The organism is Sinomonas terricola (genome assembly GCF_034931225.1).
GTDB lineage: Bacteria > Actinomycetota > Actinomycetes > Actinomycetales > Micrococcaceae > Sinomonas > Sinomonas terricola.
In genome coordinates this window covers 928,589-951,940 of sequence record NZ_JAYGGQ010000001.1, presented here as the reverse complement: position 1 = coordinate 951,940, position 23,352 = coordinate 928,589, and the positions used below count along the sequence as shown (strand labels likewise).

Here is a 23,352-nt window from a genome sequence, read left to right as displayed (position 1 = left end):
CCCTCCATCGCCATCTTCCTCCTCGCCCAGAAATACTTCGTCGAAGGCATCACCACCGGCTCATTCCGCTGACGAAATTGGGTGTTGGGGGTTTATGCCAGCGGGCCCGCCACATTGTCGGCGGGCCCGCTGTTCCATCCTGAATTGCGGCCCCGGCCTTTCGCTTCCCGCCTTTCGAAACCAAGAGAACAGCAGAGAAATGACTTCGACCGTTCCCGCATCCACGCGCGATCTCTACCGCCCACGGCTGCACTACACGTGTGCTCAGAATTGGCTCAACGATCCGAACGGACTCGTCTACCACGAGGGCGTGTACCACCTCTTCTACCAGCACAATCCGTTCGGCACGGGCTGGGGGAATATGTCGTGGGGGCATGCGACGTCGACCGATCTCCTCACGTGGACCGAGCGGCCGGTGGCGATCCTGTGCGACGAGGAGGAGCAGATCTTCTCGGGCAGCGCCGTCGTCGACGAGGGCAACACCGCCGGGTTCGGCGGCCCCGGCACCACGCCCCTCGTCGCGATCTACACGAGCGCCTACTCCGAGGCCTCCGCCCGCCCGCGCATCCAGGCCCAGTCCCTCGCCTACAGCCTCGACGGCGGCGAGACCTGGACCAAGCACTCCGGCAACCCCGTCCTCGACCGCGGCTCCGAGAACTTCCGCGACCCCAAGGTCTTCCGCTACGACAGCCCCACCGGCCCCTACTGGGTCATGGTCGCCGTCGAAGCCACCGAGCAGCGCGTGCTCCTGCACAAGTCGTCCAATCTCATCGACTGGGAGTACCTGAGCGACTTCACGGCTGACGGTCCCGACGACATCCTGTGGGAGTGCCCCGACCTCTTCGAGCTGGCGATCGACGGCGACCTGACGCGGACGGCGTGGGTGCTCATCGTGAGCGTCAACCCGGGCGGAGTGGCTGGCGGCTCCGGCACCAGATACTTCATCGGGACGTTCGACGGCGAGCGCTTCATCGAGGAGCCGTCGGCGGCCTCCGGGGCGGGGACAGCGGACGACGGCGGCCGGCAGTGCGGCATGTCGGGTCCTCTGGGCGGAGGCCTGCGGGGCTCGTGGCTCGATTGGGGCCGCGACTACTACGCCGCGGTCTCGTTCAGCGGCCTGCCGTACCGCCGCGTCATGATCGGCTGGATGAGCAACTGGGACTACGCGAACTCGACGCCGACCGAGGGCTGGCGCAGCGCCATGGCCCTGCCCCGCGAGATCTCGCTCAGGACGGTCGACGGGCGTGTGCGGCTCGCGCAGAGTCCCATCGCGCCCGAGGCGACGCGCACGACGGACGCGAGCGACGCCGTCGGCCGCCCCCTGTCCGCGCGGCGCACGCACCTCGCCTCGATGCCGCGTGGCTCCGCGTGCCGCGTGCGCCTGACCGCCCCCGCGCCCGCGCGCGGCACGTTCGGGCTGGTCTTCGGCGCGGGCGGCAGCGAGGGCGCGTGCGTGACTGTCGACGCGGCGGCGCGCGCGATCCGGCTGGACCGGACGGCTTCCGGCGTCGTCGACTTCCACGAGCTGTTCCCCTCGGTCGAGCACGCCCCGCTCGATCTCCTCGACGGCCGGATCCAGCTCGAGATCTACGTAGACGCATGCTCCGTCGAGGTCTTCGCACAGGGCGGCCTCTCGACGATCACGGATCTGGTCTTCCCGCAGGGCGAGCCGACGTCGATCGAATTCTTCGCGTCGTCCGATGTCACCGTGGACGAGCTCGAAGTCGCAGTCTTGGGCTGAGGCTCCGTCCCGGGGAATACTCGTCGACGTGCCGTGTCGATCCGTTGCCGTCCCGTTCGACCTGAGATAGACAGGGTCGAGAGGCGACCCCGGGATCAAGGAGATTGACATGGCCAAGTACATGCTCGTCCTGCGCGGCACTGACGAGTCCTTCAAGCAGATGATGGAAACGCCCTTCGACCAGATGCTCGAGACGATGGGGCGCTTCAACGAGGAGCTGATCCGCGCGGGCGTGCTGGTCGCGGCCGAGGGCCTGGATGACCCGAGCCAAGGCGTCGTGGTCGACTTCAGCGGGGAGACCCCGGTGGTCACCGATGGCCCCTACGGCGAGACGAAGGAGCTGTTCGGCGGCTTCTACATCCTCGACGTGGCGTCCAAGGAGGAAGCCGTCGAATGGGCCAAGCGGATCCCGGCGATCCCGGGCACCAAGGTCGAGATCCGCCGCGTGCCCGGCATCGACGAGTTCCCGCAGGACAACGAGTGGATCATCAGGGAGCGGGAGTGGCGGGAGCGGACCGGTCAGCGCTGAGGCCTCCGACCGGCGGCGGCGCGCCGAGCCCTGAGGGGGCGCGGCGTGCCGTCGAGGCCGTCTGGCGGATCGAGTCCGCCCGCATCGTCGGGGCGCTCGCACGTTACACCGGGAGTTTCGAGCTTGCCGAGGACGTCGCTCAAGAGGCGGTCGCGGAGGCGCTCGTGACGTGGGCGCGCGACGGCGAGCCGACGAACCCGGTCGGGTGGCTGCTCGCGACTGCGCGCCGGCGTGCCATCGATACGTTCCGCCGCACGTCCGCGCTCGACGAGCGGTACGCCCTGCTCGCTCACCAACTCGCCGAAGGCGAAGCGAGCTCAGGAGCATTGGGGCCAAGGGGGCAGTCCGCCGACCTGCCGTGGGACCCAGACCGGTTCGACGACGACGTCCTCGCCTTGATGTTCGTGGCCTGCCATCCGGTGCTCTCGCCCGAGGCCCGCGTGGCCCTGACGCTGCGTGTGGTCGGCGGGCTGTCGAGCGAGGAGATCGCGCGGGCGTTCCTTGTACCTGTGCCGACCATTCAGGCGCGGATCACGCGGGCGAAGAAGACGATCGCCGCCGCCGGGGTGCCGTTCGAGCTGCCGCCCTCCGACGAGCGGCGAGAGCGGCTCAGCGGTGTGCTGAGCGTGCTGTATGTGATCTTCACCGAAGGCTCGACGGCGACGAGCGGCGACCGCCTGCTGCGCACCGATCTCGCCTACGAGGCGATCCGGCTCGCGCGGATGTTGGCCGCAATGCTTCCTGACGAGCCAGAGGTGTACGGCCTGCTCGCGCTGTTCGAACTGACGGCCGCGCGTTTTCCCGCTCGCCTAGGGCCGGATGGCGAGGCGGTGCTCCTCGAGGATCAGGATCGCCGCCTGTGGGATCGCTCGGCGATTCGCCGAGGTCTGGCCGCGCTCGAGCGGGCTTCGGCCGCTGGTCGTGGCCTCGGCCCCTACGGACTGCAAGCGGCCATCGCAGCCTGCCACGCGTCGTCGCCCTCGGTGCGGGAGACTGATTGGGAACGCATCGTGCTGCTCTACGAGGCGCTCGGGCGGGTGGCTCCCTCACCCATCGTCGAGCTCAATCGCGCGGTCGCCGTCGCCATGGCGAATGGGCCGCAGCAGGCGCTGGATCTGGTGGACGAACTGACCGCGTCCGGTCGCCTCTCCGGCTCGCATCTGCTCCCGAGCGTTCGCGGCGAGCTGCTGGCCAGACTCGGCCGAACCGCCGAGGCGCGGGCCGAGCTGGAGCTCGCCGCGCGGCTGTGCCGCAATGTCCGTGAGCGTTCCGTGCTGCTGAACAAGGCCGCTGCCTTGCCGTGATGCTGTGCGTCCACGCGTCGCCGTGCCCGTGTGTCGCCGAGAAGGCCTGCGCGAGGCTGAGTGAGACCTTCCTGTCCGGCGCATTGCTGACGTAGCCTCGATCATCCGTGCGGCGCCCGCTGGGTGCCGTGGTGGTTCGAAGCGGCAAGAAGGGATCCGAATGAGCACCCTGACCCAAGCAGAGCAGGACGAGGTCGCTCGGGCGAACGCGAGCGGGCGGCGCGCCGTCGTGTTCGTCCACGGCCTGTGGCTGCTCTCGAGCAGCTGGGATCGCTGGCGGCGGCTGTTTGAGGATAACGGCTACGCGACCGTGGCCCCGGGGTGGCCCGACGATCCGGGCAGCGTCGAGGAGGCCCGCCAGAACCCCGACGTCTTTGCCAAGAAGATGGTGGGGCAGGTCACCGACCACTATCTCGAGGCGGTCGCCGGTCTCACGCACGCGCCCGCCGTCGTCGGCCATTCATTCGGTGGGCTGATCGCGCAGAAGATGGCGGGGGAGGGCATCGCGGCTGCGACCGTCTCGATCGACAACGCGCCGTTCCAAGGCGTCCTCGCGCTGCCGGCTTCTGCTTTGAAGTCGGCGGCCCCCGTGCTGACCCACCCGGGCAGCCTCGGCAAGGGGGTGTCGTTGTCTTTCGAGCAGTTCGTCTACGGCTGGGCCAACAATCTCGACGAGGCCGAGGCCCGCGAACTGTACGACACGTACCACGTGCCGGCTTCCGGTGCGCCGATCTTCCAGGCCGCGACGGCGAATCTCAACCCCTTTGCGGAGACGAAGGTGGATACGAAAAACCCCGAGCGTGGCCCGCTCCTGCTCATCTCTGGCGAGAACGACAACACCGTCCCGTGGGCCATCGTCGAATCGAGCTACAAGCTTCAGTCGAAGAACAGTGGCGTGACGCGAGTGGTGCGCTTGCCGGATCGCGGCCACTCGCTGGTGATCGACTCAGGCTGGCGTGAGGTCGCCGATACCGCGCTCGAATTCATCCAGGAGTTCGCGCCAGCGGAACCCTGAGCGGTTGTGCCGCTGCGCCACTCTCGCCAAGCCCGGAATTGTGCGGTTCACTGGGACACATGCGGTCGATCTGGAAGGGCGCCATCAGCTTTGGTCTGGTCAGCGTGCCCGTGAAGGTGTACAGCGCCACGGAGGACCACGACCTCAAGCTGCATCAGGTGCACGACAAGGACCAAGGGCGGATCCGGTACCAGCGTCGGTGCGAAGTGTGCGGCGAGGTCGTCGAATATGCGGACATCGACAAGGCCTACGAGGAGGGTGGCCAGACGGTCGTGCTCTCGGACGAGGACTTCGAGTCGCTTCCCGTCGAGCGGAGCCGCGAGATCGAGGTCGTCGAGTTCGTGCCCGACGCGCAGATCGATCCGATGCTGTTCGAGAAGAGCTACTATCTCGAGCCCGAGAAGGTCGGGGTGAAGCCGTATCAGCTCCTGCGGCAGACCCTCGAGGAGACCGAGCTCACCGCGGTCGTGAAGTTCGCCCTGCGGCAGAAGACGCGGCTCGGTGCGCTGCGTGTCCGCGGGAACACGATGGTGCTCCAGGCCCTCCTGTGGCGGGACGAGGTGCGCGAGGCCGAGTTCCCGATCCTTGAGGAGGAGGTCAAGATCTCCGACAAGGAGCTCAAGATGTCCTCCTCGCTCGTCGAGAGCCTTTCAACCGACTTCACACCCGAGTCGTTCACCGACGAGTATCAGGTTCAGCTGCGCCAGCTCGTCGAGGCGAAGCTCGAGCAGGGCGAGTCGATCGACACGGAGGCGACGTTCGGCGTGGCCGCCACGGAAGAGGGCGAGGGCGCCGAAGTGCTCGACCTCATGGAGGCGCTGCGGCGCAGCGTCGAGAACCGGCGCAATGCGGCCCGCGAGGGCAAGGCCGGCGGGGAGAAGGAGCCCAAGGAGGAGAAGCCTGCGCCGAAGCGGCGCACCCGCAGCGCGGGGTGAGGTCGCGGGTGGCGCGCGGACGACGGCGGGGCGTCCCGCTGTCGTCGTTCGTTGCCCAGGTGATTTGCGCCTAGGAGATCTTGCGTCGGTAGGTGGCCATCGCGACCGCGTACGCGACGACGAGGATTCCGACGCACCACGCGAGGGCGACCCAGATGTCGCTCCCGACCGGCTGTTGCGTGAACAAGTCGCGGATCGCGTTGACGATCGACGTCACCGGCTGGTTTTCCGCGAAGGCCCGCACCGGGCCGGGCATTGTGGCGGTGGGCACGAAGGCCGAGCTGATGAACGGCAGGAAGATGAGCGGGTAGGAGAACGCGCTCGCGCCGTCGACGGACTTCGCGGTGAGGCCCGGGATGACGGCGAGCCACGTGAGCGCGAGCGTGAACAGGACCAGGATCCCGGCGACGGCGAGCCACGCGAGCACTCCCGCGCCCGAGCGGAAGCCCATGAGGAGAGCGACGATCACGACGACGACGAGCGAGCCCAGGTTCGCGACGAGGGACGTCAGCACGTGCGCCCACAGCACGGACGAGCGCGCGATCGGCATGGACTGGAAGCGCTCGAAGATGCCGCCCTTCATGTCCAGGAACAGCCTGTATGCCGTGTACGAGATGCCCGAGGCGATCGTGATGAGCAGAATGCCGGGCAGGAGGTAGCTCACGTACGAATCCGACCCTGAATTGATCGCGCCGCCGAACACGTACACGAAGAGGAGCATGAAGCCGATCGGCATGATCGCCGTCGTGATGATGGTGTCGAGGCTCCGGGTGATGTGGCGCAGGGACCGTCCGAGCAGGACGGCGGTGTCGCCGAAGAAGTGCGTGGTCATGGCTGGTCCTTCCTCGTGCGTGTTGTGGTCATGGCCGGCGTCGTGTCTTTGCCGTCGTCGCCGACGATGGCGAGGAAGACGTCTTCGAGGCTCGGCTGCTTCTCGACGTACTCGATTTCGGCGGGCGGGAGCAGCTGCTTGAGCTCGGCGAGCGTGCCGTTGACGATGATCCGGCCCTCGTGGAGGATCGCGATCCGGTCGGCAAGCTGTTCGGCCTCGTCGAGGTATTGCGTCGTGAGGAGCACGGTTGTGCCATTGTGGGCGAGTTCCCGGATGGCCTGCCACACCTCGATGCGGGCCTGTGGGTCGAGGCCAGTCGTCGGTTCGTCGAGGAAGATGAGCGGCGGGTTGCCGATAAGGCTCATCGCGATATCGAGGCGGCGGCGCATGCCGCCCGAATACTCGGCGACTTTGCGCCCGGCGGCGTCGGTGAGCGAGAAGCGGTCGAGCAGGCCGTCGGCGACCTTGCCTGCGTCTTTGAGATGACGCAGCCGCGCGACGAGCACGAGGTTCTCCCGCCCGCTGAGGACCTCGTCGACGGCCGCGAACTGCCCCGTGAGGCTGATGGATTCGCGCACGTTCGCGGCCTGCGCCGCGACGTCGAACCCGTTGACGCTCGCCGTTCCCGCGTCGGCTTTGAGCAGCGTGGAGAGGATGCGCACGATCGTGGTCTTGCCTGCCCCGTTCGAGCCGAGCAGGGCGAAGATGCTGCCCCGCGCGACGTCGAAATCCACCCCGCGCAGGACCGTCAGGTTCTTGTAGGACTTCTCCAGGCCCTTCACCTGGATGGCTGCATCGGCGCTCATTGCTGTTCTCCTAGCTGTTTTCCTCTCTCCGCTTCCTCGATTGCCTTCGTCAGGCGGGCGCGTTCCTTGTCGATCCACCGCGTGCCTTCGTAGGCCTGCGCGAACGTCTCGGCGAACTCGACGGGATCCTCGCCGACGATCGCGCGCACCGACGTGCCGTCGGCCGCCGCACGCTCCCAGAAGTCGGCGAAATCGCTGAACATCTTGAGGGCGAGTTCGCCGTCCGTGGTCATGCCTCCGTAGTACATGAGGTACCGCTGGAGGGCCTTCGCCGCCGTGCCGTACGGCTCGGGGAGGGCCTCGATGCGGGACTTGTACTGCTTGTACTGCTTCTTCTGCTCGAGCGATCCTGTGACCAGCTCGATCCATTTCGCTGCCAATTCAGTTCCCTCCCTCGGTGTGGAGCTGCTCGAGCCGTTCGGCGAGGAAGCCCCACGTCGTCCAGAATTCGTCGAGATACTCACGCCCTTGAGCGTTGAGCGAATACACCTTGCGCGGTGGTCCCTTCTCGGACGGGACCTTCTCCACGTCGACAAAGCCTTTTTGCTCGATCCGCACGAGCAGGGCGTAGATCGTGCCCTCGGCGATGTCGGCGAAGCCCTCGTCGCGCAGCCGTGCCGTGATCTCGTAGCCGTACGCGGGCCGAACGGACAGGATCGCCAGGACGATGCCTTCGAGAGTGCCCTTGAGCATTTCGGTCATCTGTTTGCCCACCGAACACCTCCTGACTACTCAGTGTTGCTGATTACTAGTACATAGTAACGCTGAATAGTCGCCGCGCAAGTCCCCTGGTGGGCGGGCTGCACGGGGCGGAATTCGCCACCGAGGATTCGGCCGTTCCGGCCCGGGTCCGTGAGACGGTTGTTTCATGAGGATCGACGAGCGGATCGAGCAGCATTATGCGGCGCTCGGCCCGCAGGAGCAGCTCGTGGCGGACACCATCCTGAACCACATGGGCGATCTCGCCGTCTATAACGCCGCGGAGCTTGCACGCCTGAGCGGGGTCTCCAAGGCGACGGTGAGCCGATTGTTTCGCCGGCTGGGCTTCGCAGACTTTCATGAAGTCAAGGAACACGCGAGGGCGCTGCGGTCCAGCGGAGTGCCGCTCGCGACGAGAGGCTCCGAGGATGATCTGCTGGCGCATGCCGCTCAGGAGCAGGAGAACCTCGGGCGCCTGTTCGGGTCGGTCGACAAGGCACGGCTGGGCCACGCGGCACGCCTGGTCGCGGAGGCTCGGAGCGCGCTGCTCATCGGATTCCGAAACAGCTTTCCCCTCGCGCTTCACCTGCGTCAGCAGCTCCTCCAGTGTCGTGACGGCATCGGGCTGGCTCCGCAGCCGGGCCAGACTCTGGGGGAGGAGCTCGCGGGGCTTGGCCCGGCGGACGCCGTCGTGCTGCTGGGGTTTCGCCGCCGCCCGGAGGCATTTGCAAGCGTCCTCAAGGCGGCGGCCGGAACCGGCGCCTCGACCGTCCTGATGGGCGACGCGAGCGCGCGGCGCCTGGCCGCCCATGCCACGGTATGGATCGAGTGTCCCGTGGAATCCAGTGGGGCCTTTGACAGCTATGCCGCCGCGATGAGCCTCCTGAGCGTCTTCGCCAATGAGGTGCTGGCGACCGTGGGGAGGCTGGGGACCAAGCGCATCAGCGACATCTCGGCCCTTTTCGACTCGCTCCACGAAATCGAACGGCTGCCGAATCATTGAAACACATGTTTCAATGATTCAATAGCTTAATACCTTCGTTTCAGGCCGGAAATATTGCTCCCCTAGGTTGGAGAGGTCCCTTGAACTTCGGCCGCGGGCCCCTGGTTCCGCATGAGGATCGGCTTCGCCATGAAACTCGACAACACCGCTGCGCGGGCAGCCATCGTCAAGAAACCGCTGCACAAGTCCCTGTTCCTCCAGATCTTCATCGCCGTCGTCGCCGGTGTCCTGATCGGGTACCTCTGGCCGTCGATCGGACCGGGGCTGCGTCCGCTCGGCGACGGGTTCATCCAGCTCATCAAGATGATCATCGCGCCGCTGATATTCCTGGTGATCGTCACCGGCATCGCTGCCGTTGGCGACGTCAAGGCCGTCGGCCGTGTTGGGGTCAAGGCTTTGGTGTACTTCACCGGGGCCACCCTGTTTGCTCTCGCCTTCGGGCTCGTGGTCGCCAACATCGTGCAGCCGGGTGCCGGGTTGAACATCGACCCGAGCACCCTGAGCCAGGACGCGCTCAAGGCGAAGACCGGCACGGCTCCGCCCAGCGATGCCGGGCAGTTCATCCTGGGCATCATCCCGACCAGCGTGGTCGGCGCCTTCGCGAGCAACAACCTCCTCCAGGTCCTGTGCTTCTCGGTCTTCTTCGGCTCCGCCATCGTGGTGATCGGCAAGGACCGCTGCGCTCCGGTGCTGAATGTCATGGACACGACCCTCGAGGTCTTCTTCAAGATCATGGGCTGGGTCATGCGGCTCGCGCCGATCGGCGCCTTCGGTGCCATGGCGTTCATCATCGGCCAGTACGGGCTGGGCACGCTGGGCACCTACGCCCTGCTCATTGCGGCCTGCTACGGCGCGGCGATTGTCTTCATTGCCTTGCTCTTCCTGGTCGCGTGGAGCCTGGTCCGGGTTCCGCTGTGGCAGTTCATCAAGTTCACGCGGGAGGAGTTCCTCCTTGCGCTGGGCACCGCGTCCACCGAGTCGGTGCTGCCGCGGATCATGGCCAAGCTGACCGACGCCGGCTGCTCGCGGTCAACCGCAGGCCTGGTCATCCCGACCGGCTACTCCTTCAATCTGGACGGCGCAGCCATCTACCTTTCGATTTCGCTGCTGTTCCTCGCGCAGGCCTTCGGCCACCATCTGGACCTCGGGCAGCAGCTGGCGGCCCTCGGCATCCTGATGCTCACGTCAAAGGGCATGGCGGGCGTTCCCGGATCCGCCTTCTTGGCGCTTTCGGCGACGGCGGGCGCCTTGGGGATCTTCCCGGTGGCCGGCGTCGCGCTCCTGCTCGGGGCCGACCGGCTCATGGATTCCATGCGCGTCGTCGTGAATCTGCTCGGCAACTGCGTGGCGACTTTCGTCGTCGCCAAATGGGAGGGGCAGTTCGACCGCGACGCCATGCTCCGTGCCTTCAGCGGGCAGGGCCTCGCGGACGAAAGCGGCCCAGCAACAGAGAACCCCGCTCTGCTGGGCGCGGGAGCCTGATCAGGCTCGCGCGGCGGTGAGCGCTACCGTTGCGCGAGCAGCTCGGCGAGGCTTACCGGGCGACGGCCGGTGAGGCGTTCGACGTCGTCCGTCCTTTCGGCGACCTCGCCCGCGGCAATCGCGGTGTAGGTGGAGACCCAGGCGTCGTACTGCCACTGCGGTGCGGGCCACTTCTTGCGGGACTCGTAGGCCTCCGGGATGGTTTCGTTGTGGAACGTAAAGGGCCGGTTGCGGACCTTCGAGATGATCGCCGCTGCCTCTGTGAGCGTGAGCGACTCCGGGCCGGTGAGCGTATACGTCGCGTTCGCGTGCTGCTCCGGGGCCTTGAGGACGGCGGCGGCCGAACGCGCGACGTCGGCCTGCGCCACCGCGGCAACCCTCCCATCGGCCGCGGGGCCGCGGATCACGCCGTCCTCGCCGCCGAAGTACTCGAGATAGTCCATGTACAGGCAGTCGCGGAGGAACGTGTAGGCGAGGCCCGTTGCCTTGATGTGCTCTTCGGTCGCGTAGTGGTCGCGGGCGAGGGTGAAGATGGCGTCCGGCGCTGCCCCCATGAATGACGTGTAGACGATGCGCCGGACCCCCGCTGCCTTTGCGGCGTCGATGAAGGTCTTGTGCTCGGCCAGCCGGTTCTCGTTCTCGCGGCCGGACACCATGAAGAGCGTCTCGACGCCCTCGAGGGAGGGTTCGCACACGCTGCGGTTCCCGTAGTCGCAGGGGAGGACGACGGCGCCGGGCAGCTCGGGTGCCTTCGCCGGGTTCCGTGCGAGGAGGCGGAGCGGGAAGCCTGCTTCTGCGAGTTCTCGGCTCACTCGGGCGCCCACGACTCCCGTGACTCCGGTGATCGCTAGCGGGGGAGCGGCGGTGGTCATGGGTGGATCGTACGCCCGGGTAGCCGGAGCTGCGTGCCCTATTTTGTGTTTTGACCTGCGGGTCTACAGTGTGCGCATGAGTGAGCCGCGCGAGACCGCCCCCGAACCGGCCGACGACGTGCCGGTCGAATACCCCGCCGAGCAGGAGGCCTCCGGCCCCGGCGACTCGGGCGACGAGGCCAACGCCCTCCGCTTCACCGAGGAGGAGCAGCTCATCCATGAGCAGATTCGCCGACATCGCGAGGAGCGCGAGCGGCGGGAGCGGTTGGAGCGGGAGCGCCAGCAGAGGGGGTAAGGCTGACGCCCGAGAAGCGGTTCGCATCAAGTAACCGGTTGCTGGCAAGTTGACACCGCGACGAGCTCGCTCTTGCCGGCGTACCCCACGGTGGTCTCTTCCTCGGCCATCGTTCCCCCTGCCTTAGCCAATGAGGGGAGGCTACAGAGGGCCTCCGACAGAATAGAGGCGTGGCCCATCCCGAACCCGAACTCCCCCTCCCCAACGGCGACGTGACCGACGGGATCGTCCGCGTCGGAGGCACCGTCCGGAGGCCCCAAGGCCCGCACTCGCCGCTCGTCCATGCGGTGCTCCGCCATCTGGAACAGAGGGGCTTCGAGGGTGCCCCGCGCTTCCTCGGCATCGATGAGCGGGGCCGCGAGATCCTCACATACGTCGAGGGCGAGGTCGCCGGTCGACCGGCGCCAGCGTGGCTCGCGGACGAGTCTAGGCTCGTCTCGCTAGCCCGCCTCGTCAGACGCCTCGATAACGCGATGGCCGGCTTCGCGCCGTCGTCGTCCGCCCTGGAAGGCATCGCGGCGCCGGACATTCCCGGCATGCCGCCCGAGCCCGACGGCGCCCCGGAGTTCATCGGCCACCTGGACATCACGCCGGAGAACGTCGTGTTCCGGGACGGCGAGGCGGTCGCGCTCATTGACTTCGACCTCGCGAAGCCGGCAACGCATGTGGACGAGGTCTTCAACCTGTGCCTGTGGTGGGCACCGCTCATGCCGGACGAAGACCGGCCCGAACCGCTCAAGGGCGTCGCCGCCGTCGACCGCACCAGGCTCGTCGCGGATGCCTACGGCCTGTCCGCGGAAGGCCGCGCCCGCTTCGTCCCGACCGCCGTCAGGCGGACTGAACGGAGCTGGCATCTCATGAAATACCGTGCCGAGCACGACGGCGGAGGCTGGCTCCGCATGTGGCAGGACGGTGTGGGGGAGCGGATCGCCCGCCGCCTCTTGTGGCTCGAAGCAGAGGGGCCCAAGCTGGCCGAAGGACTCCGAATCTAGGAGGCAGGATGTCCCCCGAAGCGATCATCGAAACCTCGACAGCGCTCCGCGCCTACTACGCGATCCTCCTGGGCGGGATCGAGCGGTACGGCGATGGCCAGGAACTCCTCCCGATCCTCGCCGACGACTTCACCTTCGAGGGCCCCATCGCGGGCAGGGTCGCGGGCGCCGCCCGCTTCGCACAGGGCGTGAAGGGCTTCATCGAGGCGGTCCGCGAGATCACCTTCGTCCAGGCGGTGGCGACCGACGACGGCGCCGCGGTCCTGTACGACGCCGAGCTCCCCAACGCGACGGTCCGGTTCGCGGAGTTCTTCGAGTTCGAGGGCGGCGTGATCAGGGCCGTCCGCATCCAGTACAGCGCGGCGGATTACATCGCCGCAGGCGGACACTAGCCCGCCTAGCCTGTAGATTCGCGGAAGACACTCTCCGCAACCTTGGGGGATACATGGCTTCACCGACCGCCGTCGTCCGGGCCGCCGCCCCGGGTGACCTCGCCGCCGTCGCCCGCGTGTACGCATACTACGTCCACAACACGGTTGCGACGTTCGACGAGGTCGCCCCGAGCCCGGCCGAGTGGGAGGACAAGTTCGACGATCTCGTCGCACGGAGCCTGCCGTTCCTCGTCGCGGAACTCTCGGGCGCCGTCGTCGGCTTCGCGTACGCGTCGCCGTGGCGGCCCAAGCCCGGGTACCGGCACACGGTCGAGGACACGATCTACCTCGCGCCGGAGGCCGCCGGCCAGGGCATCGGGAGGGCGTTGCTCGGGGCGCTCATCGCCGCGGCCGCCCGGGCCGGCAAACGGCAGATGATCGCCGTCGTCAGCGAGAGCGCCACCGGCCCGTCCGCCAAGCTGCACACGCGGTTCGGGTTCACGGTGGCCGGGCACCTGGCTGGCGTCGGGTTCAAGCACGGCCGATGGATCGACACCTTCCTCCTGCAGCGCGCGCTTTCCGCCGACGACGGCGACCGCTAGCGTGCGGGCGGCCTCGCCTCAGGCATTGGCCTCGGCGAGGGCCGCGAGGCGGTCGATCGAGGCGCGCAGCCGCTCGGAGGTCGTCTGGCGGGCCCGTTCGAAGCGGGCGGGATCGGTCAGGTTGGTCCAGTCGTATGTGTGGGTCACGAGGGTGCGCCGCTCGTCGAGGGGCTCGAGTTCCCACCGCCACAGATGCCCGGGGGTGGGCTTGCCCGGCTCGCTCGGGAGCCACGCGATGCGGCGGCCCTCCTCGAACTCGACAACATGGTTCTCGCGCAGCGCCCCTCGCGTGATGCGCATCATGAACACGTCGCCGGCCGAGCGGACGCGTTGCCCCGGTGCGGCCTCGCTGAGGTTGTTGTTGCCGTCCCATTCAGGCTGGCGGGACGGATCGGCGATCAGCTCGAAGATCGCGGCGGCGGGGGCGTTGATCTCTCGAGAGGCAGTGGCTACGCGGGCATCCTGGTCTTCGCTCATGCGACCAGTCTTGCAGGAAGCGCGCGGCTGGGATGTGCGGCGTGAGGGAGGCCCGGGACACGCCCCCAACGCGCGTCCCGGGCCTCCCTTGGCGTGGGCTAGAAGCCGCTCACGCCGTTCGGGGTCCCCAGCCCCGTAGGCCCGTCCCACCCGGTGCGGGCTGTGCACCATTGGGTGGTCGGGCACGTCCCGTTGGTTCCGGACGCCACATCGAACAGCGCGCCCGGATGGGCGTACGGGATGCTGTTCGCGTACGTGCGGGTGGCCGCGGAACCAGTGTTCCCCGAGAGCGCGTACACCGACGCGATGATCGGCGAGGCCTCGCTCGTGCCGCCGAACTGGCCCCACGTGGACGAGCTGCTCGACGTCGGGTAGACCACCGCGAGGCCGCCGTTGTTCGGATCCGAGGCCGCGGCGACGTCGTTCATCGCGCGCTTCGAGCAGCCCGTGCCGTACGAGCTCGCGGCCGGGAGGGCGGCGTTGTACGCCGAGCAGCCGGAGCCTGTGCCGCTCCACACCGACTCGGTCCAGCCACGCGCATTCGTCGCCTTGACGAGCGAGGTGCCGCCGACGGCGGTCACGTAGCTCGACGTCGCAGGGTACGAGGCGCCCTTGTAGCCGCTGTCGCCTGCGCTCGCCGTGACGGCGATGCCGGGGAAGCTGTAGTACTTCCCGTAGGCTGCGTCGGAGGCGTCGGAGCCGCCGTAGCTGTTCGAGATCGCCACCACGCCGGGGATCCGGGCCGCTGCCTGCACGCCCGTGCCGAGGTCCGTGAACGATGCGCTGTTGGCCTGGATCACCACGATCTTGCAGTCGGGGCATGCGGCGGAGACCGCGTCGACGTCGAGCGCCTGCTCCTGCGCCCAGCCAAGGTTGAACGATGGCAGCGTCGTGCCGCCGTTCTGGTTGAGGATGCGCAGGCAGCCGCTCGCGACCGTGCAGGCGGGGAGGCCGAACTGCGCGCGATACGTCGCGAGGTCGCTCGCGAGGTTCGGGTAGCCGTACGCGTCGACGATCGCGACCGTCCTACCCCCGGAGGAGGTTCCGGTGAGCTTGTAGGCGTCCCGGAGCTGGGCCGGAGTGAGACCGGACGACGGCGGGGCGCTCAGCCGCGGAGCCGCCTTGCCGTTGGGCGTCACCTGACGTGCCGTACACGCCGCCTCGCCCGCGGCGGGGAGCGAACAGACCCTCGTGCTGTTCTCGAGTGCGTGGACGTTCGGTCCGCCGGGATCTGCCATAGCCGAGGCGCTCCCGGCGGCAAGGGCGGCCGCGAGCAGCAGGCCCGTGCCGGCGAAGGACAGTAGCTTTTTGATGGGACGCCCCAATCTGGTCGATCCGTGCTGGGCGGCGAGCCAGCCTCGAATTAGACCGTACGGGGGCGGACGGTAGCGTGGGCCGAACCTCACGTGAACCTTGGGAAAGCCTTGCAGAGCACGATTCTGCCGCGGCGTCTGCTGCCCTGAGCCGCATCTCCTGCCCGGATCCCGCACGGAGATGCGGCTTTGCCACGCAGAAGCGATTTCGCACTCCGCGGCGCCAACTTAGGCGCCGGCGCGTGCCGTGTAGGTGTTCACCGGCCGCCCCGTGGTCCCGTATTCGAGGCGCAGCTCAAGCCGCCCCTTCCGCTCGAGCTCGCTCAGATACCGCTGCGCCGTAGGACGCGAAATGCCGATGAGGTCGGAGACGTCCTGGGCACCGAGCGGGCGTTCGGCCGCGCGCACGGCGTCGAGCACTTTCTGCATCGTGGGCGGGAGGCTCCGGGCGGTCGGCTTGGGCGCGGGCGCGTGGCGGGACGTAAAGAGGGCGTCGACGTCGGTCTGGCCGGAGATGTGTCGCGACTCGGTCTCCGCGCGCCACCGGCGATACGCCTCGAGCTGGATTGTGAGCTGGTCGAACGTGAAAGGCTTCACGAGGTAGTAGACGGCGCCGCCGCGCATCGCGGCGCGCACGGTCGCGACGTCCCGCGCCGCCGTGATGATGATGGCGTCGACGTCCTCGCCCGCCTCGCGCAGCGAGCGGAGGAGCGCGATCCCGTCCTCGTCCGGAAGGTAGACATCGAGGAGCAGAAGGTCCGGCTTGAGCCGGGCGACGGCGGCCCGCGCCTCAGCCGCCGTGTGCGCCTCGCCGATCAATTCGTAGCCGGCCACACGCGTCACATGGGTCGCGTGGATCCTCGCCACCCGATAGTCGTCGTCGACCACGAGGGTACGGATCATCCCTGAGCTCCTTCTTCGTTGACCGCCGCCGGCACCGGAATCCACACCTCGAACCGTCCGCCCGGTCCGGCGAACACGTCCATCGTGCCACCAGAGCGGTGGACGATCCTCGCGACGAGTGCGAGGCCGATCCCGCGGCGCAGTCCCGTGGGCGAGCCAACCTTGCCGTCCTTCGTCGTGTACCCGTCCCGGACGACGTCGTCGATCGCCTCGGCTGGCACGCCCGGCCCGGTGTCGGTCACCGAGATGAAGATGCCGGAGGAGTCGTCGAGCTGGAGCGTGACGGTGCGGGGCTGTGGCTGGGGGACGACGGCGTCGATCGCGTTGTCCAAGAGGTTGCCGACGATCGTGAGCAGGTCCTGGGCGCCGAGGAACGGCTGGCGGAGCCGTGAATCGTCTGTGATGGAGAGCTGGACGTCCTGCTCTCCTGCGATCGTGATCTTGGCGAGGATGAGGGCCGCGAGCTCGGGCGGCTCGACGCGCGCGCGGAGGCCCTCTCCGAGCGAGCGGGACGTGTCCGAGACGCCCGAGATGAATGTCCTCGCCTGATCGACGTCGCCGAGGTCGAGCAGCCCGCTCACGACATGCAGGCGATTCGCGTACTCGTGCTCTTGCGCGCGGAGGGCCTGGATGAGCCCTTCCGTGGACCGAAGGTCGCGGACGAGCGCCTCGACTTCCGTGCGGTCGCGGAGCGTGACGACGGCGCCGACGCTCCGCCCCCCGACGCTCACCGGCATGCGGTTGGCCACGAGCAGGGCATCCTCGGTCAGCACCGTCTGGTCCGCTCCCGCTGCCTTGCCCGTCAGGATGTCCCGCAGGCGGCCGGCCGGCAGGACTTCTTCGATGGGCTGGCCGAGCGCGTTGCCTTCCACGCCCAGCAGGCGGCGGGCCTCGCTGTTGATGACCGTGATGCGGTCGTCGTCGTCGAGCCCGATCATCGCCTCGCGGATGCCATGAAGAAGCGCCTCCCGGTCCTGGAGGAGCGAGCTGATCTCAGCGGGCTCAAGCCCGAAGGTGGCTCGCTTGATGGCCCGCGCGAGCAGCACGGAGCTCGCCGTGCCGATGAGCAGGACGAGGGCCGAATAGCCGACGATGAGCCCGGCCTCCTCGCCGATCGCTGTATCCACCGCGGCCTCGAGGATGCCGACGGAGACTTGGCCGATCACGTTCCCCTCGGCGTCGCGGATCGGCGCCTTCGCGTTCGCGGAGAGTCCCAGGCTGCCGGGGTCCATTCCCACGTGCGTCTGCCCGTCGAGGGCGGCCACGGGTTCTTCGAGCTGCCGGCCGATGAGCGCCGGGTTCGGGTGGGAGAAACGGATGCCGTTGCGGTCGGCGACGACGACATAGTCGGGATGCGCCTGGTTCCGGACCTCCTCGGCGATCGCCTGGATCCGCTTGGAGGGATCTCCCGTTTCGAGGCCGGAGGCGATCTCGGGGATCTCGGCGACGGTCGTCGCGATCCCGAGGGCGCGGAGGCGGTATTGGTCGTCGAGGGTCTGGCGCAGGATCCGGCTCGTCACGAAGCCGCCGAGCGCCACGGTGAGCAGCAGGATGCACAGCGTCCAGGCGAGGATCTGCGAAGCGAGTGGCCGTGCGCGCCACCACGAACGAGCGAGTTTCACGGGGTTCTCACCAGACGATCAAAAGGCTCAAAACCTGAATGAAAGCTAAGAACCCTCGCAATCCGCGCAACTCTGGCTGCATCGTCGCGGCCCTTTCTATGGTTGGTGAAGCCACTGTGATTCAGCTCACCGGGGCCTACAGAAAGGATCCCGCAGAAGGCGACGTCGAGGCAAATTCTCCATCGGCCCCGAGCCGTATGGCGCCCGATTGAACCGACGTCTGCGGGACCGAAAACCCGAAGCTGCAATCCACAGGTTTTTTGCACTGAAAGACGCTGGCGTCTTTCCCGAAAGACAGAGAGGTCTTCCCAGATGGGTGACAATCCAATTCGCCCGCCCGCCGCCCGAGAGGGGGCTGACGAGGCGGCACGCATTGAGATCGCCGGGCTGGCCAAGCGCTACCTCACGCCCAAGGGCGAGACGTTCACGGCGATTCGCGACGTGACGCTGACCATCGAGCCCGGGCAGTTCTGCTCGATCGTGGGCCCGACCGGCTGCGGCAAGTCCACGACGCTCGCCCAGGTCTCCGGCCTCGAGAGGCCGAGCGCAGGCTCCGTCAAGGTCGGCGGCCACATCGTCGACGGCATCACGAACGGCGTGAGCTACATGTTCCAGGCCGACGCCCTCTTCCCCTGGAAGAGCGTGCTCAGCAACGTCATGATGGGCCCTATCCTCGTCGGCACGCCGAAGCGCGAGGCCACCGAGCTCGCACGGGACTGGCTGCGTCGGGTTGGCCTCGCCGGTTTCGAGGACCGCTATCCGCACCAGCTGTCCGGCGGCATGCGCAAGCGCGTCGCGATGGCCGCGGCGCTCATCAACAACCCGCGGATCCTCCTCATGGACGAGCCATTCGGCGCGCTCGACGTCCAGACGAAGGCCATCATGCAGAACGAGCTGCTCCAGCTCTGGGAGGAACTGCGCCCCTCGGTGCTGTTCATCACGCACGACCTCGACGAGGCCGTCGCGCTGTCGGACCGGGTCGTCATCATGACGAGCAGCCCGGGATCGGTCAAGGACGTCTTCGACATCGATCTCCCGCGGCCGCGCGGCAACGTCCAGCAGATCCGCCACGAGGAGCGCTTCCTCGAACTCCAGGAGCAGATCTGGGAGTCCCTCAAGGATGAAGTGACCCGCGCCTACGCGCGAACGGCAGGTGCAGCATGACAACTCTCACGCAGGGCAACGCGCGCGGCGAAGCCCGCAAGGCCGAGCAGCCGGCGGCCGAGATCGCGGCCAAGGCGCGCCGCGCCAACCAACGCCGCAAGGTGTGGATCTGGGTCGGAAGGGTCGCTCTCGCCGTCGTCATCATCGGCGGGTGGCAGCTGTGCACCAACGTGAAGCCCGACGGCAAGCACCCTTTGGTTGACCCCTTCTTCTTCGGCATGCCGACGCAGATCTGGGACAGCCTCGTGGCGCTCTTCACCAACACGGAAGATGCCTCCTTCGGCTCGATCTGGGAGAACATCTGGGTCACGGGTCAAGAAGCGATCCTCGGCTTCCTCCTCGGAACGGGGGTGGGAATCGTGCTCGGCCTGCTCCTCGGCTCGAACAGGTACCTCTCCGCAGTGGTCGGCCCGTACATCCGGATCGTCAACTCGATCCCCCGCATCATCCTCGGCTCGATCTTCATCGTCGCCTTCGGCCTCGGAACCTTCCCGAAGGTCCTGCTCGCGGCCGTGCTCGTGTTCTTCGTCGTCTTCTTCAACGCCTTCCAGGGCGTCCGCGAGGTGGACCAGAACCTCGTCGCGAACGTCAGGGTGCTCGGGGCGTCGCCGTTCCAGGTCGCGATGCACGTGACTATCCCGTCCGCCATGACGTGGATCATCGCGAGCCTCCACACGGCCTTCGGATTCGCGATCATCGGCGCGCTCGTGGCCGAGGTGCTCGGTGCGCAGCAGGGGCTTGGCCTCATCATTAGCCAAGCTCAGGGGAAGTTCGACCCAGACACTGTCTTTGCGTGCATGATCATCATCGCGGTCATCACGCTCGTGGCCGAATTCCTCATCGGACTCCTCGAGCACACGCTCCTCAAATGGCGGCCCCCGAACAAGTCCGAAGCCCAAACCATCTGACCCCAGATATCTGTCCCCCAACAATCCAATTCCCCAATTGATCAACAAAGGATGCGTAAAACAATGATGAAGCGCACTATCTTTGCCGTCGCCGCCGTCGGCGCCGTAGCGCTCAGCCTCACCGCGTGTGGCAGCTCCGGCAGCCCCGCCGCGGGAGCGGGCACTTCGGGTGCCTCCGGCCCGATGCCCACCGTGAAGATGATGATCGGTGGCATCGACAAGCAGATCTACCTCCCCTACAAGCTCGCAGAGCAGCTCGGCTACTACAAGGAGCAGGGCATCGACATGCAGCTCTCCACCGAGCAGGATGGCGGCGTCGGCGCGGAGGACGCGATGGTCTCCGGCCAGGTCGACATGTCGGGCGCGTGGTACAACCACACGTACGACTTCCAGCTCCAGGGCAAGGACATCATCAGCGTCGTCCAGCTCTCGGGCGCTCCCGGCGAGCGGATCATGTGCAGCCCCAAGGCCAACGTCCACTCGCCCGCGGACATCAAGGGCAAGAACATGGGCGTCACGGACCTCGGTTCGGGCACGGACACCCTCACGCAGTTCATCGCGTCGAAGGCTGGGCTCAAGTCCGGCAAGGACTACAAGACCGTCAAGGCGGGCGCCGGCGCAACCGCGATCGCTGCGATCAAGAACGGCCTGGCCGACTGTGTCATGACCACGCAGCCCACCGTCACCGCGCTTGAGAGCCAGGGTGTCGCGGAGTCGGCGATCGACCTCGCCACGACCGACGGCGCCACGAAGGCCGTGGGCGGCAACTGGCCGGCCGCGAGCATCATCGCGAAGAAGGAATGGGTCGACGCCAACAAGGACACCGTCCAGAAGGTCGTCAACGCCATCGTCAAGACGATGCACTGGATTGCCACGCACTCCGCTCAGGAGATCGCGGACAAGCTGCCCTCGGACTACACCACGAACAAGAACATCACGAAGGCGGATTACGTCAAAGCCCTCACGGCGGACAAGGGGCAGTTCCTTCCCGACGGCCTGATGCCGGCGGGCGGCCCGAAGACGATCGCGGACATGTTCACGACGCTCGGCAAGGACGTCTCGAAGATCAAGTACACCGACACCTTCGACATCAGCTTCGCCACGAAGGCGAACCAGACGCTCGGCGAGAAGACCACGACGACGCCGGCCGGCGCTGACGGCTAACTCCGGCGTCGCCTAGAACCCCCGGGGTGCGGCTCCCGCTCAGCCCGGGGACGCAAAGGCGGGCCCGCAGGACAACCTGCGGGCCCGCCGTCGTCTGTTTCGGGGGCGCACCATCCGGTCGTCACCTCTGGTGGGTGCGTCGTCGTTTGGTGGTCACCTCTTGAACGGGGGGGCGGTCAGCCCTGGTCTATGTGGCTCATGTCCCCGTAGCGAGAGCCGACGACGGCGCCGCGCGGCACGGCGGCTTCGAGCGCCGCGAGCTCGTCGGGAGTGAGCTCGACGTTCAGCGCGGCGGCGTTCTCCTCGAGGTATACGACGCGCTTCGTGCCGGGGATCGGCACGATGTCCTCGCCCTGCGCGAGCACCCATGCGAGCGCGATCTGGCCCGGCGTGACGCCCTTGCGCGCCGCGATCGCCTCAACCTGGGCGACCAGCCGGAGGTTGGCCTCAAGCGCCTCCCCCTGGAACCGCGGGAAGTAGCGCGAAGCCCGCGCGTCGCCGTCGTGCGCCATCGACTCCGCGGTGAGCCGCCCCGTGAGGATCCCGCGGCCCAAGGGGGAGTAGGGCACGAGTCCGATCCCGAGCTCGCGGATGGTGGGGAGGATCTCGTCCTCGAGGTCGCGCGTGAAGAGCGAGTACTCCGTCTGGAGAGCGGTGATCGGGTGGACGGCGTGCGCGCGGCGGATCGTCGACGCCGAGGCCTCCGAGAGCCCGAGGTGCCGCACCTTGCCCGCCGCGACGAGCTCGGCCATCGCGCCCACGGTCTCCTCGATCGGGACGCTCGGGTCGACGCGGTGCTGGTAGTACAGGTCGATGTGGTCCACGCCGAGCCGCTGGAGCGACGCGTCGCACGCGGCGCGCACATACTCGGGGCTCCCGTCGATGCCGAGGCGCTCGCCGCTCGGGCCGCGCTTGTTGCCGAACTTCGTGGCGAGCTGCACCTCGTCGCGGCGGCCCGCGATCGCGCGGCCCACGAGCCGCTCGTTCGTGAACGGGCCGTACATGTCCGCGGTGTCGAGGAGGGTGATGCCGAGGTCGAGGGCGCGGCGGATGGTGTCGAGGCCTGAGGCCTCGTCCGGCGCGCCGTAGAACTCGGACATGCCCATGCAGCCGAGGCCCATGGAGGAGACGGTGAGCGGAGAGGCGATGCCAAGGGTTCTGGTCATGGCTCCAGCCAACCCCTTAGAGTGCGCTCTAAGTCAAGCCCCTGCGCTCGCGGACTAGCGACGCCTGCGGCGCACCGCGACCGCGAGTCCCGCGGCGGCGACGGCGATCACGGCGAGGATGCCGAATCCGGTCACGGGCTGGCCAAACCACCCGTCCCACGCCCCCGCGGCGGGCGCGATGAGGGCGGCCGGGACGATCCCGCACGCGAGGCCCCCGGCGGTGACCGCGAGGCGCGCCCCGCGGCCCGCGCGGTCGGACGGGGGTGCAGCCTCCCGACTCAGCCAGTCTTCGCCGACCGCCCTCACCGCGCGCGCCCCATACACGACGACGTGCGCGATCACGAGGACGAGCCACACGAGAAAGCTCACAACGTGGATCCGCAGGAGGATGTCCGGCGCGGGGCCAGTGACGGCGAGCGCGATCCCGCTCCCGATGACGGCGAACGTCGACGCCATGAGGACCGGGGACAGCACCCGCATGAGGAGCCGCGGCGGGCCCTTGCGACGGTACGCCGCGTCGCGCGCGTAGTAGCGGACGAACCGCCAGCCCGTGCTCGCGGTCTTGACCGCCACGGGACCCGCGAGGAGCACGCCGACCACGAAGTGCCACAGCATGAGCTCGCGCAGGAGGGCGACCGTGACGATTTCCGCGGCGAACAGGACGAGCAGGACAGCCCCGGTCAGCGCCGTGAGCCGCTCGTTGGCGACGGCCCCGGAGCCGTTCCGCTTCGCCCGAGCGGGGCGCGCGTTCACCCGTCCCCGAGAAGCGAGCGGTACAGCTCGATCTTCGTCTCGACTGCGTTCAGGTTCTCGGTGACCTCGGCGAGCTGTGCGAGGACCCGCTCGCGGTGCGCCTCGAGGAGCGCCAGGCGCTCGCGCTCGTTGCCGTTGCCCGCGCGCACAAGCTCGGCGTACCGGCGCACCTCCCGCACGGGCATCCCGGTCGCCCTGAGGCGCGCGACCATGAGGATCCCCGTGACGTCCTGATCCGAGTACTCGCGCCGCCCCGATGGGCTGCGGTCCACGTCGTGGAGCATGAGCCCATCGCGCTCGTAGTAGCGGAGGGTGTGCGCGCTCAGCCCGGTGCGCTCGGCGACTTCGGCAATGGTCAGGCCCATGCTTCACTACTCTGGCCCCTCGGGAACACTTCGGCAATC

The 23,352-nt window shown here is 67.9% G+C and carries 26 protein-coding genes; 14 read left to right on the top strand and 12 right to left on the bottom strand.

The window, feature by feature from the left end; all coding sequences use genetic code 11:
• Positions 1–199 precede the first annotated feature (199 nt).
• The 5 genes from SPF06_RS04650 to ku all read left to right on the top strand — a co-directional run bounded on the left by SPF06_RS04650 (position 200) and on the right by ku (position 5,524).
• Positions 200–1,741 (top strand): glycoside hydrolase family 32 protein, encoded by a 1,542-nt coding sequence (locus tag SPF06_RS04650; RefSeq protein ID WP_323277753.1) that lies wholly within the window; start codon positions 200–202, stop codon positions 1,739–1,741.
• 109 nt (positions 1,742–1,850) lie between these two features.
• Positions 1,851–2,270 carry a YciI family protein gene (locus SPF06_RS04645; protein WP_323277752.1) on the top strand — a complete coding sequence of 140 codons (420 nt, stop codon included), beginning with the start codon at positions 1,851–1,853 and terminating at the stop codon, positions 2,268–2,270.
• Positions 2,267–3,574 (top strand): RNA polymerase sigma factor, encoded by a 1,308-nt coding sequence (locus SPF06_RS04640; RefSeq protein ID WP_323277797.1) that lies wholly within the window; start codon positions 2,267–2,269, stop codon positions 3,572–3,574. Before SPF06_RS04645 ends, SPF06_RS04640 begins: the two co-directional genes overlap by 4 nt.
• A gap of 160 nt (positions 3,575–3,734) precedes the next feature.
• A complete protein-coding gene (locus SPF06_RS04635) occupies positions 3,735–4,589 on the top strand; it encodes an alpha/beta hydrolase (protein WP_323277751.1) in 855 nt (284 codons plus the stop codon).
• A gap of 59 nt (positions 4,590–4,648) precedes the next feature.
• Positions 4,649–5,524 carry a non-homologous end joining protein Ku gene (ku, locus tag SPF06_RS04630; RefSeq protein WP_323277749.1) on the top strand — a complete coding sequence of 292 codons (876 nt, stop codon included), beginning with the start codon at positions 4,649–4,651 and terminating at the stop codon, positions 5,522–5,524.
• Between the two features lie 70 nt (positions 5,525–5,594).
• Here ku and SPF06_RS04625 read toward each other — a convergent pair whose 3' ends face one another.
• From SPF06_RS04625 to SPF06_RS04610, 4 genes are read right to left on the bottom strand one after another with little or no spacing between them, the layout of a single operon-like run.
• The gene (locus SPF06_RS04625) at positions 5,595–6,356 is read right to left on the bottom strand and encodes an ABC transporter permease (RefSeq protein WP_323277748.1); all 762 of its coding nucleotides are present in this window, start codon (positions 6,354–6,356) and stop codon (positions 5,595–5,597) included.
• The gene (locus tag SPF06_RS04620) at positions 6,353–7,162 is read right to left on the bottom strand and encodes an ABC transporter ATP-binding protein (protein WP_323277747.1); all 810 of its coding nucleotides are present in this window, start codon (positions 7,160–7,162) and stop codon (positions 6,353–6,355) included. The genes SPF06_RS04625 and SPF06_RS04620 overlap by 4 nt, the downstream gene beginning before the upstream one ends.
• Positions 7,159–7,542 (bottom strand): DUF1048 domain-containing protein, encoded by a 384-nt coding sequence (locus SPF06_RS04615; protein WP_323277746.1) that lies wholly within the window; start codon positions 7,540–7,542, stop codon positions 7,159–7,161. The genes SPF06_RS04620 and SPF06_RS04615 overlap by 4 nt, the downstream gene beginning before the upstream one ends.
• Position 7,543: 1 nt before the next feature.
• The gene (locus SPF06_RS04610) at positions 7,544–7,876 is read right to left on the bottom strand and encodes a PadR family transcriptional regulator (RefSeq protein WP_323277745.1); all 333 of its coding nucleotides are present in this window, start codon (positions 7,874–7,876) and stop codon (positions 7,544–7,546) included.
• Between the two features lie 154 nt (positions 7,877–8,030).
• Between SPF06_RS04610 and SPF06_RS04605 the strand changes: the two genes are divergently transcribed.
• Both SPF06_RS04605 and SPF06_RS04600 read left to right on the top strand, forming a co-directional pair.
• The gene (locus tag SPF06_RS04605) at positions 8,031–8,864 is read left to right on the top strand and encodes a MurR/RpiR family transcriptional regulator (protein WP_323277744.1); all 834 of its coding nucleotides are present in this window, start codon (positions 8,031–8,033) and stop codon (positions 8,862–8,864) included.
• A 129-nt stretch (positions 8,865–8,993) separates the two neighbouring features.
• Entirely contained in the window at positions 8,994–10,346 is a 1,353-nt protein-coding gene (locus tag SPF06_RS04600) for a cation:dicarboxylate symporter family transporter (protein ID WP_323277743.1), read from the top strand.
• Between the two features lie 23 nt (positions 10,347–10,369).
• On the opposite strand, the gene SPF06_RS04595 is transcribed toward SPF06_RS04600, so the two are convergent.
• Positions 10,370–11,218 (bottom strand): SDR family oxidoreductase, encoded by an 849-nt coding sequence (locus SPF06_RS04595; protein ID WP_323277742.1) that lies wholly within the window; start codon positions 11,216–11,218, stop codon positions 10,370–10,372.
• 76 nt (positions 11,219–11,294) lie between these two features.
• On the opposite strand from SPF06_RS04595, the gene SPF06_RS04590 reads away from it, so the two are divergent.
• The 4 genes from SPF06_RS04590 (at position 11,295) to SPF06_RS04575 (ending at position 13,478) form a co-directional block, all read left to right on the top strand.
• The gene (locus SPF06_RS04590; protein WP_323277741.1) at positions 11,295–11,513 is read left to right on the top strand and encodes a hypothetical protein; all 219 of its coding nucleotides are present in this window, start codon (positions 11,295–11,297) and stop codon (positions 11,511–11,513) included.
• 170 nt (positions 11,514–11,683) lie between these two features.
• Positions 11,684–12,505: an aminoglycoside phosphotransferase/kinase family protein gene (locus SPF06_RS04585; protein ID WP_323277740.1), complete on the top strand. Its 822-nt coding sequence runs from the start codon at positions 11,684–11,686 to the stop codon at positions 12,503–12,505.
• A gap of 8 nt (positions 12,506–12,513) precedes the next feature.
• Entirely contained in the window at positions 12,514–12,897 is a 384-nt protein-coding gene (locus SPF06_RS04580) for a nuclear transport factor 2 family protein (protein ID WP_323277739.1), read from the top strand.
• A 53-nt stretch (positions 12,898–12,950) separates the two neighbouring features.
• On the top strand, positions 12,951–13,478 hold the full coding sequence (locus SPF06_RS04575) for a GNAT family N-acetyltransferase (protein WP_323277738.1): 528 nt from the start codon (positions 12,951–12,953) through the stop codon (positions 13,476–13,478).
• An 18-nt stretch (positions 13,479–13,496) separates the two neighbouring features.
• Here the strand turns inward: SPF06_RS04575 and SPF06_RS04570 are convergent, their stop codons facing one another.
• From SPF06_RS04570 to SPF06_RS04555, 4 genes are all read right to left on the bottom strand, one after another.
• Positions 13,497–13,955: an SRPBCC family protein gene (locus SPF06_RS04570; RefSeq protein ID WP_323277737.1), complete on the bottom strand. Its 459-nt coding sequence runs from the start codon at positions 13,953–13,955 to the stop codon at positions 13,497–13,499.
• 98 nt (positions 13,956–14,053) lie between these two features.
• Entirely contained in the window at positions 14,054–15,280 is a 1,227-nt protein-coding gene (locus tag SPF06_RS04565) for a S53 family peptidase (RefSeq protein WP_323277736.1), read from the bottom strand.
• 216 nt (positions 15,281–15,496) lie between these two features.
• Entirely contained in the window at positions 15,497–16,171 is a 675-nt protein-coding gene (locus SPF06_RS04560) for a response regulator transcription factor (RefSeq protein WP_323277735.1), read from the bottom strand.
• A complete protein-coding gene (locus SPF06_RS04555) occupies positions 16,168–17,793 on the bottom strand; it encodes a sensor histidine kinase (protein WP_323277734.1) in 1,626 nt (541 codons plus the stop codon). The genes SPF06_RS04560 and SPF06_RS04555 overlap by 4 nt, the downstream gene beginning before the upstream one ends.
• Positions 17,794–18,105: 312 nt before the next feature.
• On the opposite strand from SPF06_RS04555, the gene SPF06_RS04550 reads away from it, so the two are divergent.
• From SPF06_RS04550 to SPF06_RS04540, 3 genes are all read left to right on the top strand, one after another.
• Positions 18,106–18,957, top strand: a complete 852-nt coding sequence (locus SPF06_RS04550) for an ABC transporter ATP-binding protein (protein ID WP_323277733.1) — start codon at positions 18,106–18,108, stop codon at positions 18,955–18,957.
• Positions 18,954–19,865, top strand: a complete 912-nt coding sequence (locus tag SPF06_RS04545) for an ABC transporter permease (RefSeq protein ID WP_323277732.1) — start codon at positions 18,954–18,956, stop codon at positions 19,863–19,865. Before SPF06_RS04550 ends, SPF06_RS04545 begins: the two co-directional genes overlap by 4 nt.
• Before the next feature lie 63 nt (positions 19,866–19,928).
• Positions 19,929–21,029: an ABC transporter substrate-binding protein gene (locus tag SPF06_RS04540; RefSeq protein ID WP_323277731.1), complete on the top strand. Its 1,101-nt coding sequence runs from the start codon at positions 19,929–19,931 to the stop codon at positions 21,027–21,029.
• Between the two features lie 176 nt (positions 21,030–21,205).
• Here the strand turns inward: SPF06_RS04540 and SPF06_RS04535 are convergent, their stop codons facing one another.
• The 3 genes from SPF06_RS04535 to SPF06_RS04525 are packed head-to-tail and all read right to left on the bottom strand — an operon-like array spanning position 21,206 to position 23,313.
• On the bottom strand, positions 21,206–22,195 hold the full coding sequence (locus SPF06_RS04535; protein WP_323277730.1) for an aldo/keto reductase: 990 nt from the start codon (positions 22,193–22,195) through the stop codon (positions 21,206–21,208).
• 54 nt (positions 22,196–22,249) lie between these two features.
• Positions 22,250–22,948: a hypothetical protein gene (locus SPF06_RS04530; protein WP_323277729.1), complete on the bottom strand. Its 699-nt coding sequence runs from the start codon at positions 22,946–22,948 to the stop codon at positions 22,250–22,252.
• Complete coding sequence (locus SPF06_RS04525; RefSeq protein WP_323277728.1) at positions 22,945–23,313, bottom strand: MerR family transcriptional regulator; 369 nt, start codon at positions 23,311–23,313, stop codon at positions 22,945–22,947. The genes SPF06_RS04530 and SPF06_RS04525 overlap by 4 nt, the downstream gene beginning before the upstream one ends.
• Between the last annotated feature and the right edge of the window lie 39 nt (positions 23,314–23,352).

Coding starts and splice junctions, on each gene's coding strand:
- SPF06_RS04540 (WP_323277731.1), top strand. CDS start 19,929: ATGATGAAGCGCACTATCTTTGCCGTCGCCGCCGTCGGCGCCGTAGCG.
- SPF06_RS04635 (WP_323277751.1), top strand. CDS start 3,735: ATGAGCACCCTGACCCAAGCAGAGCAGGACGAGGTCGCTCGGGCGAAC.
- SPF06_RS04535 (WP_323277730.1), bottom strand. CDS start 22,195: ATGACCAGAACCCTTGGCATCGCCTCTCCGCTCACCGTCTCCTCCATG.
- SPF06_RS04650 (WP_323277753.1), top strand. CDS start 200: ATGACTTCGACCGTTCCCGCATCCACGCGCGATCTCTACCGCCCACGG.
- SPF06_RS04545 (WP_323277732.1), top strand. CDS start 18,954: ATGACAACTCTCACGCAGGGCAACGCGCGCGGCGAAGCCCGCAAGGCC.
- SPF06_RS04550 (WP_323277733.1), top strand. CDS start 18,106: ATGGGTGACAATCCAATTCGCCCGCCCGCCGCCCGAGAGGGGGCTGAC.
- SPF06_RS04590 (WP_323277741.1), top strand. CDS start 11,295: ATGAGTGAGCCGCGCGAGACCGCCCCCGAACCGGCCGACGACGTGCCG.
- SPF06_RS04620 (WP_323277747.1), bottom strand. CDS start 7,162: ATGAGCGCCGATGCAGCCATCCAGGTGAAGGGCCTGGAGAAGTCCTAC.
- SPF06_RS04560 (WP_323277735.1), bottom strand. CDS start 16,171: ATGATCCGTACCCTCGTGGTCGACGACGACTATCGGGTGGCGAGGATC.
- SPF06_RS04580 (WP_323277739.1), top strand. CDS start 12,514: ATGTCCCCCGAAGCGATCATCGAAACCTCGACAGCGCTCCGCGCCTAC.
- ku (WP_323277749.1), top strand. CDS start 4,649: ATGCGGTCGATCTGGAAGGGCGCCATCAGCTTTGGTCTGGTCAGCGTG.
- SPF06_RS04570 (WP_323277737.1), bottom strand. CDS start 13,955: ATGAGCGAAGACCAGGATGCCCGCGTAGCCACTGCCTCTCGAGAGATC.
- SPF06_RS04625 (WP_323277748.1), bottom strand. CDS start 6,356: ATGACCACGCACTTCTTCGGCGACACCGCCGTCCTGCTCGGACGGTCC.
- SPF06_RS04605 (WP_323277744.1), top strand. CDS start 8,031: ATGAGGATCGACGAGCGGATCGAGCAGCATTATGCGGCGCTCGGCCCG.
- SPF06_RS04575 (WP_323277738.1), top strand. CDS start 12,951: ATGGCTTCACCGACCGCCGTCGTCCGGGCCGCCGCCCCGGGTGACCTC.
- SPF06_RS04595 (WP_323277742.1), bottom strand. CDS start 11,218: ATGACCACCGCCGCTCCCCCGCTAGCGATCACCGGAGTCACGGGAGTC.
- SPF06_RS04600 (WP_323277743.1), top strand. CDS start 8,994: ATGAAACTCGACAACACCGCTGCGCGGGCAGCCATCGTCAAGAAACCG.
- SPF06_RS04645 (WP_323277752.1), top strand. CDS start 1,851: ATGGCCAAGTACATGCTCGTCCTGCGCGGCACTGACGAGTCCTTCAAG.
- SPF06_RS04525 (WP_323277728.1), bottom strand. CDS start 23,313: ATGGGCCTGACCATTGCCGAAGTCGCCGAGCGCACCGGGCTGAGCGCG.